The 16,935-nt window shown below is 67.3% G+C and carries 10 protein-coding genes; 9 read left to right on the top strand and 1 reads right to left on the bottom strand.

Annotated features, from left to right (window positions below; translation table 11 throughout):
• Positions 1-20 precede the first annotated feature (20 nt).
• The 4 genes from JDV75_RS07120 to JDV75_RS07105 all read left to right on the top strand — a co-directional run bounded on the left by JDV75_RS07120 (position 21) and on the right by JDV75_RS07105 (position 8,354).
• On the top strand, positions 21-1,844 hold the full coding sequence (locus JDV75_RS07120) for a hypothetical protein (protein WP_198738572.1): 1,824 nt from the start codon (positions 21-23) through the stop codon (positions 1,842-1,844).
• 727 nt (positions 1,845-2,571) lie between these two features.
• Positions 2,572-4,956, top strand: a complete 2,385-nt coding sequence (locus JDV75_RS07115; protein WP_198738571.1) for an Ig-like domain repeat protein — start codon at positions 2,572-2,574, stop codon at positions 4,954-4,956.
• Positions 4,957-5,019: 63 nt separating this feature from the next.
• Positions 5,020-7,266, top strand: coding sequence for an Ig-like domain-containing protein (locus tag JDV75_RS07110; protein ID WP_198738570.1), 2,247 nt, complete (start codon positions 5,020-5,022; stop codon positions 7,264-7,266).
• A gap of 98 nt (positions 7,267-7,364) precedes the next feature.
• Positions 7,365-8,354 carry a S66 family peptidase gene (locus tag JDV75_RS07105; protein ID WP_198738569.1) on the top strand — a complete coding sequence of 330 codons (990 nt, stop codon included), beginning with the start codon at positions 7,365-7,367 and terminating at the stop codon, positions 8,352-8,354.
• A gap of 73 nt (positions 8,355-8,427) precedes the next feature.
• On the opposite strand, the gene trpS is transcribed toward JDV75_RS07105, so the two are convergent.
• Positions 8,428-9,468, bottom strand: a complete 1,041-nt coding sequence (gene trpS / locus JDV75_RS07100) for a tryptophan--tRNA ligase (protein WP_198738568.1) — start codon at positions 9,466-9,468, stop codon at positions 8,428-8,430.
• 175 nt (positions 9,469-9,643) lie between these two features.
• Between trpS and JDV75_RS07095 the strand changes: the two genes are divergently transcribed.
• The 5 genes from JDV75_RS07095 (at position 9,644) to JDV75_RS07075 (ending at position 16,801) form a co-directional block, all read left to right on the top strand.
• Positions 9,644-12,925 carry a cobaltochelatase subunit CobN gene (locus JDV75_RS07095; RefSeq protein ID WP_198738567.1) on the top strand — a complete coding sequence of 1,094 codons (3,282 nt, stop codon included), beginning with the start codon at positions 9,644-9,646 and terminating at the stop codon, positions 12,923-12,925.
• Positions 12,926-13,082: 157 nt separating this feature from the next.
• Positions 13,083-13,991 (top strand): magnesium chelatase ATPase subunit I, encoded by a 909-nt coding sequence (locus tag JDV75_RS07090; protein ID WP_248096006.1) that lies wholly within the window; start codon positions 13,083-13,085, stop codon positions 13,989-13,991.
• Positions 13,988-15,523, top strand: coding sequence for a VWA domain-containing protein (locus tag JDV75_RS12220; protein ID WP_198738566.1), 1,536 nt, complete (start codon positions 13,988-13,990; stop codon positions 15,521-15,523). The genes JDV75_RS07090 and JDV75_RS12220 overlap by 4 nt, the downstream gene beginning before the upstream one ends.
• Positions 15,524-15,778: 255 nt before the next feature.
• Entirely contained in the window at positions 15,779-16,192 is a 414-nt protein-coding gene (locus JDV75_RS07080; protein WP_198738565.1) for a helix-turn-helix domain-containing protein, read from the top strand.
• 3 nt (positions 16,193-16,195) lie between these two features.
• Positions 16,196-16,801, top strand: coding sequence for a VapC50 family PIN domain-containing toxin (locus tag JDV75_RS07075; RefSeq protein ID WP_198738564.1), 606 nt, complete (start codon positions 16,196-16,198; stop codon positions 16,799-16,801).
• Positions 16,802-16,935: the final 134 nt, after the last annotated feature.

The following is a 16,935-nucleotide window of genomic DNA, read 5'->3' as shown; positions in this document are numbered from 1 at the left end:
CTCCCGAGGAACCTGCAACCATGCGCCGAATGACCACCCTGACCACGGCCGCGACTCTGTCAGTCGGTCTCCTCATCGCGACACCGACAGCCGGCGCGGAGACCGGATCAACGACCTCCCAGCTTCCTCTCTCCTGCCGCGCGGTACCGAGTGCCTTCGCCGGACCGCAGGACAACTACGTTCCCCCGATCGACGTCACGGTCACTTCACCGGACATCGTGAGCATCGGCGAGGAGTTCACCGTCGACGTGCACATGGACATCCCGGACAATCCCGGTGGCGGATCGAACGGTCCCGCCAAGCTGAAGGATGTATCCCGCATCAAAATGGACCTGGCGCTGCCCGAAGGTGTCGAGTTCCTCGGTGCGGAGATCGACGGAGAAACCCCCGGCGCGAATCTCCGGGGCTTCTCCGTGCTCAGGGTCAATGAATCCGGACGGCCGGACCCCGCCGGCGGTTTCCTCCGGCTGGTCAGTCCGGACAACGCGACCATCGGAAACGGCCCGAACTCGTCCACCAGCAGAACAGGGGGCGTCACCGCCCCGGCGGTGAACGGCACGGTACGACTCGGATTCCCCGATTTCACTCTGCGCCTCCGTGCGGAGACAGAGGGGACCAAGGCCTTCGGGGTTCGCACCGCAGGTGCCGCATCCACATACGGGGACAACCGGAACTTCCTCACCTTCCTGCCACGACTCAAGGCCACGTTCATCACCATATGGGCCCCGACCAGCTGCTCCCCGAGGATCAACCCCTCGTCCGCCGTCGTACCCGCGGCATCGAATCTCCGTACCGTCACGGTCATCGACGACACCCCCCTCATCAAACCGGTTCTCACAGTCGACGCCCCCGGTACCGTTGTCGCTGGTGAACCGGCCAGCTTCTCGGCACACATCGATCCAGAGAACGCTGACGGCACGGTCTCCTTCCTCGTGGAGGAGCCCGGCGGGGACATCTCCGACGTCTACACAACCACGGGCACAGCCTCGACCGACCTGACCTTCGCGAAACCCGGAACGACCGCGCTCCGGGTGATCTTCAACCCCGGTCAGCCGGGCACCTTCGATATTGCCGCCACCACGACCCGGATCACGGTGTCCCCGCGAGCAACCGATCTCACCTTCTCTCTCCCGGACAGCGTGGAATCAGGGGAATCCGTCACCGCAACCGCGGAGGTTCCCGCCGACGCCGTCGGAGATATCGAGTTCTCCATCGCCGGGCAGACGATCTCCGCACCGGTCATCGGAGGCAGGGCATCCGCTCCGTTCACATTCAGCGACGATGACGGCGGCATCCAGAGGGCCTCAGCGCGCTTCATCCCAGGCTCGGACTCGGTGTATGCGCCAGTGGAGAAATCCCGCCGTTTCACCGTGCTCGTGCGGGCATATCCCACTGAGCCGACAACCACGGCTCCGACGCTCTCCACTTCGACCGCCCCCACCACAACGGCGCTTCCGACGACGAAACCATCCATCCCCAGTACTACGGCCACTCCGAGCACCACCGCCGTGCCAACGACCACCAGAACCGCAACAACCACCACGGCACCGTCCACCACGGCCACCACAACGACAACCACCGCCGTGCCAACGGTCACCGGCACCACCGCACCAAGCACCACCACGAAGATGACGAGCACCACCGTGCCGACGACCACCACGACACCCTCCACCACGGTCACCACCACGACAACCACCGCCGCACCGACGAGTACCTCAACCCCCACGAGCACGACCAAACCTGAACAGCCCTCGGAGTCGGGTTTCTTCGCGCTGCTCCGCAGACTGTTCGCTCTGGTCCAGCAGCTGCTCGGAGCATTCTTCTCCCCGCTGCACTTCAGGTAGAGGTATATCCCCGGCCCCTGGAGGACATGGTCCAGCCAGCCTTTCCGGTGCCGCTGGGCGCGGCAACAACGCCCATGCCTGCAGTGTCTCCCCACAGAGGAGCCACTGCAGGCATCGTTATCTAAACCGGCGCACCCCTCCGGCATCCCCTTCGCTCAGTGGAGCCCGCCGCCGGGCGTCGCGACCGATGCCACGTATGCGGTGGACCGGCGCCCGAATCGGTATCGACGATCGCTGTCGGGCGAATCCGTCTCATCCACCGCCGACGGTTGCGGGTCTACCGGCTTCCGCCTGAGGGGGTGAATACCGCCGCTCAAAAGGCGCAGAAGCCGCGTGGAGTACCGAGTCGAAGACAGGACTCCACGTGGGGACCGACGTGTCTCCGTCGTACTCAGATCGGCCGCCAGGCGTTCCCTGGGATGCGGTGGCGATTCCACTCTCACTGCACCAACGACCGGTGGACTCCGAGAAGGAAGCGGTGTCCGGGCAGGCTCCGACCACAACCCCGGTGCGCGTGGGCACACCTCACCATCGGGACATGTGGTCCAAAATCCAACCCGACTGCGAAACCACTACATTTCTCGCGTCTTAACGCGCTCCACATGGAAGATGAAGATCTCGCGCACAACTTCTCTCCACCGTACTTTTCGGGGAAACTGATTGAGCATGCTGGGCCGTAACCTGTCTCAGCTTCTTCCTCCGATCCCCGTACAAGGACCTTCCACACATGTCTAGGTTTTCCCGTATCGCCACCGCGACCACGGTTTCCCTGATCGGCAGTCTGCTGCTCGTGCCGGGTGCCGTCGCCGCGGGCCACACCGTATCCACGAATATTCCACTGACCTGCAAGGCGACTCCGAACAAGTTCGCGGATCCGCAGGATTTCTCCACCGGTGAAGACGGGGTCTCGGTGGATATAACCACTCCCGACACCGTGAGTGTCGGCGAGGAATTCGCGGTCAAACTCGAGATCAGGCCCGTGCAGATCAACGTCGGCGGACTCTCCTTCGGAGCCAAGATCGAAAGCGTCTCGCGCATCAAACTCGATGTCGCCATTCCGGCAGGCCTCACCTATCTGGACAGCAGCCTCGACAACAGCAACGCCAACCTCGCCGGATTCACGGTCAAACGGATCAACGAGTCCGGGACCGAGGATCCGAACGGCAGAATCCTGCGGATCGCCAGTGCCGACAACGCCACCGTCGGCAACGGACCGAACGCCAGCGGCACCACAGCAGGCGGAGTAACGCACGTCGTCAAGAACGACAAGCTCAACATGAAGTTCCCCGTGGTGGAGCTGAAGTTCCGGGCGGAAGCCTCCGGAGCAGCGGGCCTCGGCGTCAGGACCACCGGGAATGCGGGGAACTACGGTGCCGACGAGAATTTCCTCACGATGCTGGCCAAGATCAACGCTCCCTTCGTCGGCACGCTCTGGGCACCGACGCAGTGCACCCCGAGAGAGAACAAGGACGCCGCGCTCGCTCCCCAGGCTTCCGCTCTCGCGACGGTCCGGGTGGTCGACAGTGGCCCCGCCACCGAAACCGGCCTCACCGTCACCGCCGCAGACGCGACGGCGGGCCTCCCCTCACCAGTCACTGCACAGGTCAGCCCCGTGGAGGCCACCGGCACCGTCAGCTTCGCCTCCGGGAACACCACGGTCGAGGCAACCGTGAAAAACGGTACGGCCACCGCGGACCTCACCTTTCCGTCCGTCGGCGCCCACGAACTCCGCACGACCTTCACCCCGGACAAGGCCTACCTGTTCGCCCCCTCGTCCTCCACGACGCAGGTCCAGGTGAAGGGACAGGACGCGCAGTTCACGTTCTCGGCCCCGGGAACCGCCCGCGCGGACTCGATACTCGCGGTTCGGGCGACGACGAACACGGCTGCCACCGGCAGCGTCACCTTCCAGCTCGGCGACGGAGATCCCGTCACCGTTCCGGTGAAGAACGGCCGTACCAGTGCCTCACTCACCGTGCCTTCGACCCCTGGACAGAGTGAACTCACCGCCACCTTCACACCGGCTGAAGGTTCGCTCTTCGCCGGCGCGGAGAAGCGCACGGACATCACGGTCTCCAGCGATGCCTCCACCGTCCTCACGTTGGAGGGACCGCAGGGTACGGTCCGCCCCGGCGAGAAAGTCACCGTCACGGCCGGACTACAGCCCGCCGCGGAGACGACCGTGGCCGACGGCACGGTGGTGTTCTCCACCGACGGTAGAACGGTGGCTGTTCCCGTGACCGCCAATTCCGCGGCATTCACCTTCGTCCCCGACCGCGAGGGTTCGTTCACCATCTCCGCGAGGTACACACCGGCAGATGCGTCCCAGACTCCCGCGACCGCCGACGTCACCGTCACCGCCGCGAGCACCCCGACGTCGCTCGAGCTCAACGTGCCGGACCGGGTGCTGCCATTCGAGGAGACAGTCCTCGGGGTCTCGGTGACGCCCGCAGCGGACGGCACACTCACCGCGACCCACGGGGGGCGCTCCACGACGGTCCCGGTGACGGCCGGCACCGCGGTACTCCCGATGATCTTCACCCGCAGTGGCGCGCAGCAGATCACCCTGAACTTCGTGCCCTCAGACGACTCGCCCACACAGGCAACGACACGCTCCTTCGACATCAAGGTCGCCGAATTCACCTTCGAATCCGCCACGGTCGCGATCGAGGCGGACCCGACGGTTGCCGCAGGCACCCCGCTCCCCCTCGCGGTCACGGTGAACCCGGACAGGGGCACCACCCGTGCGGTGTCCGGGCCCCTCTCCTTCGCCGTCGACGGCGAAACGCTCGTCGGTACCGACGGCGAGCCGGTCACGATGCCGGTCTCCAACGGAACCGCCACGGTCCGCCTCACCTTCGCGCACGGCGGGGAACGTACCGTGACGGTCACCTTCACCGGTGACGGTGGGGTCACCGCAACCGGGACCCACACGGTCACGGTCACCGGCGGCAAGCAGGCACCGGGTGGCAGCTCGGACATCGGCATCAGCTCAGGTACGAACACCGGTTCGGCGGGCACGAACCCCTTCGCATCACTGGTGGCCCTTCTCGCCCCCTTGTGGACGTGGTTGAACAACATCTTCATCAAGTTGCTCGGTGGCTCGTCCTAGTCACCCCTCATTCCACACCCGACGAACCACCAGAAACGTATGCCCAAGGAGATCCGAGAAACCATGAAAGCCACCACCCGTACCGCCACCGCAGCGGGCGCCACCCTGTGTCTGGTGCTCGGTACAGCCCCATCCTTCACGGCCACAGCCGATGAGATCACATCCGCCACCCGGGTCACCGGGATCACCCACACCTGCACGTTCGACGGGGCCACCTTCGGCAACGGAAAGCAGGACGTCTCCCTGAGCCCCGAATCAGTCACCGCCACGTATCCCGAAACCATTGAGCCCGGCGGCACATTCACGATCACCCTCCGGCCCGGGGAGTGGAACACCACGGAGAAGGTCGGCCGGATCCGCTACGACATCGCACTGCCCACGAACGGAACGGTCACCGGGCTCGCACTCGCCGATGCCGGAGAGAACATCACGGGCACCGACGCCGAGGTGTCGGTGCTCCGGGTCAACGCCGAGGGCGAGGAGGACCCGGACGGTGGGTTCGCTCGGATCTCCGCGGGAAACCTCACAATCGACAACGGCCCCAACGCCGACAACGGCAACAACGCCGCCACGGGACTCACCGCCGAGAAGGGCGCCACATTCCGGCTGCCCGGGGTGACGATCACGATGACCGCCCCCACCGAACTGGGCACCGTCGTCACCACCGGACTGCGCAACGCCGGCACCACCGGTGAGACGTCGACGCTCTCCCTGCTCGAGGTGCGTCCAGGTTTCTTCTCCGGCTTCAACAACGACGCCGTCGTCTGCACCGCGGATGCAGCCGGGGGCCAGCTGAGTTCCACCACCGTCAGCCAGATCGACACCACGACCACCTTCGCCGCCACCGATCCGATCGAGCTGTCCTATGACGATCCCCGGACCCCGGAAGGCGCCCTGCGGGTGAACGTCACCCGACCCGACGGAACGGCCATCCCCCGGGGTCAGGTGCGATTCACCATCGGTGACCAGGCCCGGTCCGTCGACGTCACCGACGGCGTCGCCGAACTCACCGGGTTCTCCTTCCCCGTTCCCGAGGGCCGCGAGCCCGTCGTGCACACCGTGTCCGCGGCGTACACCGGCGTCGAAGGCGTGTTCCGGCCCTCAACCGCCGCCCAGCAGGCCACGGTCACGGTCTCGCCCAAGGCCCTGGAGGAGATTCGCGGCACGATCTCCCTCGAAGCGGTTCCGGACTACGCCACCATCGTCGACGATCAGCTGCCGGTGGTACTCACCGCACAGGTCGGCGCGGAGAACGGCGCCGCACTTCCGGAGGGACTCACCGTGAGCTTCCGCGACGGTGACGTCGATCTCGGTACCTCGGATGTCGTCAACGGCGTCGCCACCCTCACAGCTCCGGTACCCAATGAAAAGAAGGAGCATTCCTTCACCGCGAAGCTCGCCGAACGCACCACCGACACGGTCCACGTCTCCGGTGCCACAGCGGGCGCACAGCTCGCCGTCGTCCCCGTGGTGTTCCCCGTTCTCGATATGGCGGTTGAACCCACCCAGGCGGCACCCGGCGGCACAGTGACTCTGCGTGCACACTACCGCGTGGACGGAGGAGAAGCAGCGGGCAGTGAGATCGTCTTCCGCGGCAACGGGGTGCGTATCGGTACCGCCACCACCGGCGGGGACGGGACCGCCGTCCTGACCCACCAGCTCCGCGGGTCCGGCGACGTAACCTTCACCGCCTTCGCCCCCGAGCGCACCGGTACGGACGGGCGCCACTACAGGTCGGCTGATTCGGCGGCCGTCCGCATCTCGATCGACGATCCCGCGACCCACAACACGACGACCACGCTGCGCCGTACCGTTCCTGCCGCGGAATCCACGTTCACGGCGGGCGACGAGGCGGAATTCACCGCCACCGTCGACACCGACGGCGACCGGGTCGACGGAACCGTTTCGTTCTACGCCGGGGATGTCCTGCTGGGTACCGCTGACCTGGACCCCGCAGCAAAGACCGCGACCTTCCGGCACACCTTCACCGCGCCGGGTGACATCGCCGTGCACGCGGTGTTCGGTGGCGGACAGGTCCGTACAGGCGGCGTCACCACCGCAATCTACGTTCCCTCCCGGTCCGAGTCCCTGGTACTCACCGTGACGCCCCGCGACATCATGGTCCCGGGCCCCGGCGGTGGCGACGGTGACTCCGCCGGGTCGAGTCTGCCGGGTGGATCCTCCACCGACGGGCTCGGGGCGGTACTGCAGAAGCTGTTCGGCTTCGTCGGAAGCACCTCATTCACAGACATCTTCAGCGGTATCATCAGTGCGATCCGGAGCTTCTTCGCCGGTTTCGGGCAGAACTGATTCTCTCTCTTCACCGAGCGTGGGGTCCGGTACGGTACCGTGCCGGACCCCACCTCCGTTCGCGGCCGGTTCCCAGGGCGCAACATATACTGCGCTCCATGAGGATCGCAGTGATCTCCCCCGCCTTCGCCGTGCCCGCCGTGTTCCCCGATATCCACGAGCAGGCCCTGACCCGAATGCGGGAACTCGGCTGGGATCCCGTCGAGTACCCGACGACGAGACAGCTCGATGCGGCCCCCACGGACCGGGCGGCCGACATCCACGCGGCGTTCGCCGATCCCTCGATCGACGCTGTCTTCGCCACCATCGGCGGGAACGACCAGGTCACCGTGATCCCGCATCTCGACGCCGACCTGATTGCGGCACACCCGAAGCAGTTCTTCGGCTACAGCGACAACACCAACCTGCACAATTTCCTCCACAACCTGGGTATCCCCAGCGTTTACGGCGGTTCCACGCAGGTGCACCTGGGATCGGGCACCGGCATCGACGACGCCCACCTCCGCACCCTGTGCGCCGCTCTCGCCGGGGAGAGCATCGAACTGACCGCCCCCTCGTGGGGCGCGAGCGTGGGCATCAGCTGGGAGGATCCCCGGTCACTCACCGAGGACGGCCCCCGCCATTCCCCGACCCGGTGGCAGTGGTCCGGCCCTGCGGAACGCGTCAGCGGCCGCACCTGGGGTGGGTGCATCGAGGTGCTCAACCAGATCGCCATCGCCGGGCGGCTGCCCGAGCGCATCGACGGAGCGGTGCTCCTGCTCGAGGCGTCCGAGGAGCTCACCCCCGCCGGGCGCATCAATGACATCGTGCGGGCGTTCGGCGAACGCGGTTTCCTCCGGCAGTCGGCAGGCGTCCTCGTCGCCGCGCCGCCCACCACCGATCTCGAGGGGCGCACCCTGGACCCGGACACCTGGCGAGATACCGTGCTGGGCACCATTGCCCACTATGCCCCGCACGCGGTGTGTTGCTTCGGGGTTCCTTTCGGCCACACCCTGCCGCAACTGGTCGTACCCTACGGCGGGCGTGTCACCCTCGACGGGCGACGACAGCGCATCTGGGCGCACTACGAGCTCGCCGGCCGCCGCTGACCCCCACAACGCGCACGACGGCCGCTCCCCTCCGGGAGGCACGGCCGTCGATAGCTGATGCGGGGATGCTGCACTAGGTACGGCGCAGGAACCCGATGTTCTCATACACATCGGCGAGCGTGCGGGAGGCGATCTCGCGGGCACGGTCCGCGCCCTGGGCCAGCACGCGCTCCAGCTCGGCGCGGTCGGACATGTACATGTCGTACTTCGTGCGCAGCGGGGTGACGAAAGCCTCGAGGGCCTCGGCGGTGTCCTTCTTCAGGTCGCCGTATCCGGAACCCTGGTAACCGGCGACAAGATCATCGATGCTGGTTCCGGTGAGGCCCGACTGGATCACCAGAAGGTTGGACACGCCCGGCTTGTTGTCCTTGTCGAAGCGGATCTCCCCGTCATTGTCGGTGACGGCGCTACGGATGCGCTTGGCGGAAACCTTCGGATCATCGAGCAGGTTGATCAGGCCCTTGGGGTTGTCCCCCGACTTGCTCATCTTCGATGTCGGTTCCTGCAGATCGTAGATCTTCGACGCACCGGTCGGAATGAACCCGTCGGGCACCGGGAACGTCTTCTTGAACCGGCCGTTGAAGCGCTCCGCGAGGTTACGGGTGAGCTCCAGGTGCTGGCGCTGGTCCTCGCCCACGGGCACGAGCTGCGGACGGTAGAGCAGGATGTCCGCGGCCATGAGCATCGGGTAGGCGAACAGTCCGGCGGAGGTGCGGTCCGCGCCCCGCTTGGTGGACTTGTCCTTGAACTGGGTCATGCGGGAGGCCTCACCGAAGCCGGTGAGGCACGTGAGCACCCACGCGAGTTCGGCATGCTCGGGGACGTGGGACTGCACGAACAGGCTGGACTTCTCCGGGTCGATCCCGAGGGCGAGGAGCTGGGCGGCACCGCCGACGGTGCGGGCACGCAGTTCCTTCGGATCCTGGTCGACGGTGATGGCGTGCAGATCCGGGATGAAGTAGAACGCCTCGAACTCGTCCTGCAGGTTGATCCACTGCTTCAGCGCACCCAGGTAGTTGCCCAGGTGATAGGAGTCGGCGGTGGGCTGGATACCGGACAGCACACGCTGCTTCGTGGTGGATCGATTCTGCTCGGAGGGGTTCTGTTCACTCATGGATGCCACTGTAGTCCGGGGACCGGTGACGGAGTTCAACAGATGGCACACGGAGGTCATGAACCTCTGCGAGAATGCGGATGACAGGACCTGTAGCTGCCCTTTGGCTGGTTTTGGAGCCACTAAGGTGGGGAACGATCACCACCCATCCCATCCCCACGGAGCCGCACCACACATGACCACCACCATCGTCGCCTGGGGTTTCACTGGCCCAGCGCTGCTCACCATCGGACGGGCCGCCGATGAACTGGCCCGGGAGCACCATATCCGCCTGATCCGCGTGCCGCTCGACGATGACCTGCCCCCGGAGGCGGACGTCGTGTGGGTGCAGGGGGCGATGAATCCCATGCTCGGCGAGCGGATCCTCGCCGCGGTTGGTGAACGGCCCCTGTTCTCCTCACCGCCCGTCGCGCAGTCCCTCCAGATCGCCACGGCACACGGCACCGGGATGGGGCGTCCGCCTCGGAACCCCTCGCCGGAGGCCCGGATCGCGCTCGCGCTCCGCCTGGTCACGCCGGGCCGTCTGGTGCACGCGGGCCGACTGTCGGCTCTGGTCGCGGGCCACACCGACGTTGACCCGGGGCCGATGCCCGACGACATCCCCCGGGGAATCTTCGACACCGGCGGCGGGCCCGAGCACCCGGTGGGCACCTGCGGGATCATCGGCACCGGGCTGAACGTCGCCGCGGGGGACGCGGACTATCTGCACACCATCGCGCACGCCCTCAACAGCCTCGACGTCGCCACCCACACATGGCTCGGTTCCCCGGAGGACATGCCGGGCGACATGAAGAGCCGGGTGGACGTGTGGCTGAATCTCACCGGCTTCACCGCATGCGGTAACCACGGTGCACCCGCCACGGACAAGGGCGCCGCACTCGCGGAGGAGACGGACGCGCAGCTGCTCACCCCGGTCCCCCTGCAGCGCGGCACGCTGTCGGACTGGCGCGCGGAACCCGGGCCGGTGGGCCTGTGGCCCGCTGCGGTGAGCATGAACATCGCCGTGCCCGAGCTCGAGGGCGCCACGGTGCCCTGGGTGTTCATGGGTCGCGACGCGGACACGAACCACCTCACACCGGACGACGCCGCGGTCGCGCGCCTGGCGGAACGGGTGCGGCGCACCATCGACCTACGCCGTGCGCGGCCCGCCGACCGGAAGGTCTCGGTGACGATCTTCGGCTACGACGGCGACGGCACCGTCGGCACCGCAGCCCAGCTCGACGTCTTCGCCTCCCTCCACGCACTCCTGCGCCGACTGAAGGAGGAGGGCTACACCGTCGAGGTACCGGACACCGTCGAGGAACTGACGGACATCCTCGTCGGCGACGGCGCCGGCGGGGCACGCTCGCAGGCCAGCGAACTCGCCCGGTGGCGGGCAACCGATTACGCGAGGGTGCTGGGTGAGCACGCCGCACGCATCGACGGCCCCTGGGGTCGACTGCCCGGCACCGTGGACACCGACGGCCGCGACCTGATCATCCGGGGAGCCCGCTTCGGCAACGTCATCGTCGGCGTGCAGCCACAGTTCGGGGATGTCTCAGACCCGGCCGAACTGCTCATGGCGAACGACTCCACGCCGTCGCACAGTTTCGCCGCCTACTACCTGTGGCTGGAACACGTCTTCGTCCACGACGTGATGCTGCACTTCGGAACCCACGGCGCACTCGAGTTCATGCCCGGCCGCCAGACCGGGCTCGCCGCCACCGACTGGCCGGTCCTGCTCACCGGCTCCGTTCCGCACCACTACCTGTACGTGATGGCGAATCCGGGCGAGGGCACCATCGCGAAACGACGCTCAGCGGCGAGCCTCATCACCTACCTCACCCCACCGCTGGCGGACGCCGGTCTCTACGGCGCGCTAGACGAGCTGGCCGAGCTTCTCGACGCCCACCTGTCCTCCGGCACGGGACCGGGACCGGTGCCGGAGGAGATCATCGACGCCGCGCTCCGCGCCGACTTCACCGGGGAGCAGGCGCAGGATCCGGCCGAGCTGCGGCGCGAACTGGAACGGGTGCGCCGCTCCCCCATCGCCCTCGGCCTGCACACCGTGGGTCGTCCGATGGAGCAGCGGCAGACGGCCCGTTCCCTGGAACTCGCCGCCACCTACCTCGCGGACACCGGCGAGGCGGAGCGCACGGCGATCCTCGCCGACCTGGAGGAGAAACTGCAGTCCAACACCGAACTGGACGCGCTCATCCGGGCACTCGCGGGCGGCTACACCCCGCCGGTCGTCGGCGGTGACCCGGCACGCCGCCCCGACGCCCTGCCGACGGGGCGGAACCTGCACGCCATCGACCCCGTCTCCGTCCCCTCCGCCTCCGCCGTCGCGCGGGGCAGGAAAACCGCGGAGCAGCTCATCGCCGCGCACGTCGACGCGCACGGCAGCCATCCGGAGTCGGTGGCGATCGTACTGTGGGGCATCGACAACATCAAGACCGGCGGCGAGGGCCTCGCCCAGGCGTTCGCGCTGCTCGGCGTGGAACCGGTCGCCGGCCCCCGGGGCCGCGTGGACACCTTCCGCATCCTCTCCCCCGAAGAGCTCGGCCGTCCCCGGGTGGATGTGGTGTGCACCCTGTCCGGTGTGTGCCGCGATGTGCTGCCGCAGCCGGTGCAGCTCCTCGACGAGGCAGTGCGCGCCGTCGCGGCACTCGACGAACCCGACGGACTCAACCCCCTGGCCGCCCACGCCCGCGCCCACGCTGAGGAGATGGACACCACGGCGGTCGAGGCGGCGACCCGGATCTTCTCCGCGGCGGCCGGGTCCTACGGCACCGGGGTGAACAAACTGGTTCAGGCCGGCGACTGGGACGACGAGGAGGATCTCGCCGAGATGTACCTGACCCGAATGGGCCACGCCTGGGGCATCGGGGCCGACGGTACGGATGCGGGCGCGGTCCTGCGGAAGGTGCTCGGCACCGTCGACGCGACCTTCCAGAACGTCGACTCGGCGGAGACGTCCATCGCCGGAATCGACCACTACTTCGAGTTCCTCGGCGGGGTGACCAGTGCGATCACCCAGCTTAGGGGCGACGCCCCGGCGTCATTCGTCTCCCAGTCGTGGGCGGCCGACGTCAACGTCGGCACGCTCCGGGACGCGATGCAGCTCGAATCACGCACCCGACTGCTCAACCCGAAGTGGGTCGAGGGGCAGCTCGCCCACGGCTACGCCGGAGTCGCACAGGTTCGGACCAGGCTCGAGAACACCTTCGGCATGCAGGCGACCACCGGCACCGTCGACGGCTGGGTCTTCGACCGCGCCGCCGAAAACCTCCTCCTCGACGAGGACGTGCGGAGGCGCATGCAGCGGGCCAACCCCGCGGCGGTGAACTCAATGACCAACCGCCTGCTCGAAGCCGCGGACCGGGGACTGTGGGACGCCGACCCGGACACCCTCGACCGGTTGGAGGACATCGCCGACCACCTCGACGGGGTGCTGGAGGGCATCGAGGAGATGTGAACGGGACACCGGATGACGTTGAACATCAGGGGACACCGGCGCATCACCTCCACAGAGATGTCCGTCCCGTTCCCGCTCACCCGCCTCGGTGACGACAGCCGACGCAGACGGAAGTAAGGTGTGCACAAGACCCGGAGGAATCGAAGGAGCCTTACCAGTGCCCACTTACCCGTTCACCGGAATCGTCGGCCAGGACGAGATGAAGACCGCCCTGCTGCTGTGTGCCGTGGATCCACTGATCGGTGGCGTGCTCGCGCTCGGTGACCGTGGCACAGGGAAGACCACCACGGTGCGTGCCCTCGGAGCCCTTCTGGAAGGGGCGGGGCTGAGCACTCCGGTGGTGGACATGCCGCTGGGTGTGACGGAGGACCGGGTGATCGGGTCCCTCGACATCGACGCCGCCCTCGCCCGCGGGGAGACGAAGTTCCGCCCGGGGCTGCTGGCCGACGCACACGGCGGTTTCCTCTACATCGACGAGATCAACCTGCTCGACGATCACCTGGTGGACGTGCTCCTCGATGTCGCGGCGTCCGGGGTGAACATCGTGGAGCGTGAGGGCGTCTCGCACACCCACCCGGCGCGGTTCGTGCTCGTGGGGTCGGGGAACCCGGAGGAGGGTGACCTGCGGCCGCAGCTGCAGGACCGGTTCGGGCTGGCGACCTGGGTCACCACCATCACCGATCCCGCGGTCCGCCTGGAGATCGTGCGTAACCGCCTGGCGTTCGACCGTGATCCGGATTCCTTCCTGGAGTCCGTGTCCGCCCGGCAGGGTGAGCTGGGTGGGCGGGTGGTGGCCGCCCGCGGCCTGCTGCCCGATGTGACGCTCGATGACGGGCTGCTGGCACGGATCATCGAGGTCTGTGCCGCCGCGGGCACCGTCGGGCACCGGGCTGAACTCGTGGTCAGCCGGGCGGCCGCGGCGCACGCCGCGCTCGAGTCCAGGGGCTCGGCCGAGGAGCGGGACGTGCGCGCCGTCGCGAAGCTGTGTCTGCGGCACCGTGTCGCCCGCGAGGCCTTCGAGACGCCCGCGGACGTGGAGGAACGGCTGGATTCGGTGCTGGCGTGATCTCCTCCGACCTGCGCCGTTGGCTGTATGCCTGGGCCCGTGCGCCGCGGGTGGGGCTGGTGGTCACCGGGGACCCGGCTCTCGTCGACGCCGCCTGGCCGACGCTCCGGGAGCTCGCCGGTGGCGTGTCGGTCACGCCCGGGATGGAGCTGCCCGAGATCGACCGGACCACCGGCACCGCACGGACCGCGGTGGTGGCCCACGGTGACGTGCTCGCCACGGAGCAGGCCGCCGCGATCACGAGCCCCCGGGTGCTCGTCCGCGCCGCCGACCTGAACGAGGTACCGGGCGCGCTGCTGGACCGCTGCCACCTGATCCTCCCGTTGACGGATGCCGGTGGCGGTGACCCGGTGGCGGTGCTCCGTTCGCTTCTCGACGGCTCGGGCGTGCTCGGGGAAATGACCGCGGATGGTTCTCCCCGTGTCGAGGTGCCGGTCGAGCGGATCGTGGATCTCCTCACCGCCGCCGGGCTGGCTGGCCACTGCCTCGATGTCCCGGCCGTCCGTTTCGCCGCGGCGCTCGCCCGGGCCGGAGCGGATGAGGATGAGATCCTGGCCGCGGTGCACGCGCTGATCATCGCACCGCGGGTGCCGGACTCCCCACCACCAGCGCAGCAACCGCCGCCACCTGACGAGCCCGCCGAGGAACCGGAACCTACGGAGGACACGGAACCGGATCAGGAACCGGAAGATAAACCGGAACCGCCGCGACCCCGGGACGGGGAGGAACCGCCACAGGACTCCGACGGGGAAGAGTCCCCTCCCCCGCCACCGCGACTCGGCCGGGGACGTGCCCGCGGCCCGCGCTGGCCGGGCGGCGGGGGTGCACTCGAGCCCTCCCGGACGCGCGGACGGCCGCGCCGCTCCGTGGCGATGCGGAATCCGGGTGAGTCCCTCGCACTGTTGCCGACGCTCGCGACCGCGGCCCCCTGGCAGCGTGTCCGGCGACGCGCGAACCCGGACGATCCCCGCGGTGTTCTCCTGGAACGGGACGATCTGCGTACCCAGGTGCGTCTGTCCCGGGGCGGTGAGCTGGTGGTCATCGTCGTCGACGCGTCAGGGTCGATGGGCGTCGGGGCGATCCGCACGGCGAAGGCCGTGGCGCTGGGTGTGCTGGAACAGGGCTACCGGCAGCGGAACCGGGTGGCGATAGTCATCGCCCGCGGCCGGGAGGCCTACGTCGGGCTTCCTCCGACGAAGTCCGTGTCCCGCGCCCGCGACTGTGTACGTTCTCTCCCGACCGGTGGCGGCACACCGTTGGCGTCAGCCCTGTTGCTGGCGGCCCGGATCGCCGGAAGGCAGGATCCCGAGCGTGTCCGCGCACTGATCCTCACGGACGGTGCCGCGAACGTCGGTCTCAACGCGACGGGAAAGGAGGCCGCCCGCGCGGATGCCGTGCGGGCCGTGCGGCAGCTCGCAGCCGCGGTCAGCGCCGTCGACGTCGTTCCGCTGAACGCGGGTCGGGGACGGCGGCGCCGTCGGCGGCCCGGTGCCGGGGACATCGGGTGGCTGCGCGCGGCCACGGGCGGGTGACCGTACGGCACAGCCACGGTCATTAACCCTGTCGTTGCACCGGTGAATTCTTGTACGATCAACACCATAATCACCAAAACGCGCAAAACGAGCAGTTATCTCTGAAGGGTTCCCACCATGTCCTCCCCTTTCCACGCCACACACCACGTTCCCGTCACGGAGGACTCCACGACGAGAGAAAAACAGCTTCAGGTGGTCACCGACTTCTGCTCCCACCTGGAGAAGCGGACCGGGCGGTCCACTCCCCCCCGTTGCATGCTCACTGACTCCGAGACCAATGAACAGATAGAGTTGCCTCCGCAGTTCTTTCCGGTTCTACGACAGGCCGCTGAGGCCATGCGCCGTGGCCAGATCGCCACGATCATTCCCCGTGAGACCGAGGTGACCACCCAAGAGGCCGCCGACTATCTGGGTGTGTCACGATCGACGATCGTCCGCATTCTTCAGCGTGGTGAACTTCCCTACGTGAAGATAAATCGCCACCGCCGGATTCGATTCACGGATCTCGAGACTTACCGCAACATGAAACAGCAACGACAGTTCGAGGCATTGGCCGATATACCCATCGACGGCCATGAATCCGAGACCCCGGACGCTGACCATTTCCGTAACATCCGAAAAACCGTGGCAGCACACCACGGGGCGACCCGCCAGCCGACGGACAGCTGAATAGTGTTTACCGCGACCCTCGACACCTGCACGTTGTGGCCGAGCATCCAGAGGGATTTTCTCCTGTCCCTCGCCGTGGAAGGTCTCTACACTCCGCGGTGGAGTGAGTTGACGCTGGAGGAACTCCGGCTGTGTGAGATCGAGAAAGCCGGGGCCAGCGGATCCCAGGGGAGCGAAGCGGAACGTAAAGCGAGCAGGCTCATCCTCAACTTGCGTGAAGCTTTTCCGGACGCCACCGTATCTACGGAAGGAACCGTCCCTCCCGCCGAACTGCCCGATCCCGACGACTGGCATGTTCTAGCTGCATCCGGTATCGGTGCGTCGTCCATCATCGTGACATCGAATCTGCGGGATTTCCCGGAATACTGTCTACCTGACGGCGTTGAAAAGGCGATTCCTCCTGCGGAATTTGCAGCTGATACCGTCGCACTGTCCCCGACCCGCGCATATCATGCCCTTCATGCAGTCCACACCCGGCGACGAAACCCACCGCTGACCATCGGCAGCTACATAGACATCCTCGAAGACCGCTACGCTTTCCATGAAGCGGCGGAACTACTTCGGCGGGAGCACACGAAAATGACCTCCTCTCCCGGATACCCACCGTAGGAGACTGGACCGACGGTCCCAGCACCATCACTCCAGCGGAATTCTACGTGGACACACAATCCACCGGTGGAATGATCAGGCAGCGGAAACCGCGGATCTCCAAATGCGAACGATCAACCATGTTCCCCCGGGCG

Source organism: Corynebacterium meridianum (genome assembly GCF_016342265.1).
Classification (GTDB): domain Bacteria; phylum Actinomycetota; class Actinomycetes; order Mycobacteriales; family Mycobacteriaceae; genus Corynebacterium; species Corynebacterium meridianum.
Note: the sequence above shows the minus strand (reverse complement) of the source record. Positions and strands in the feature narration are given on the sequence as shown.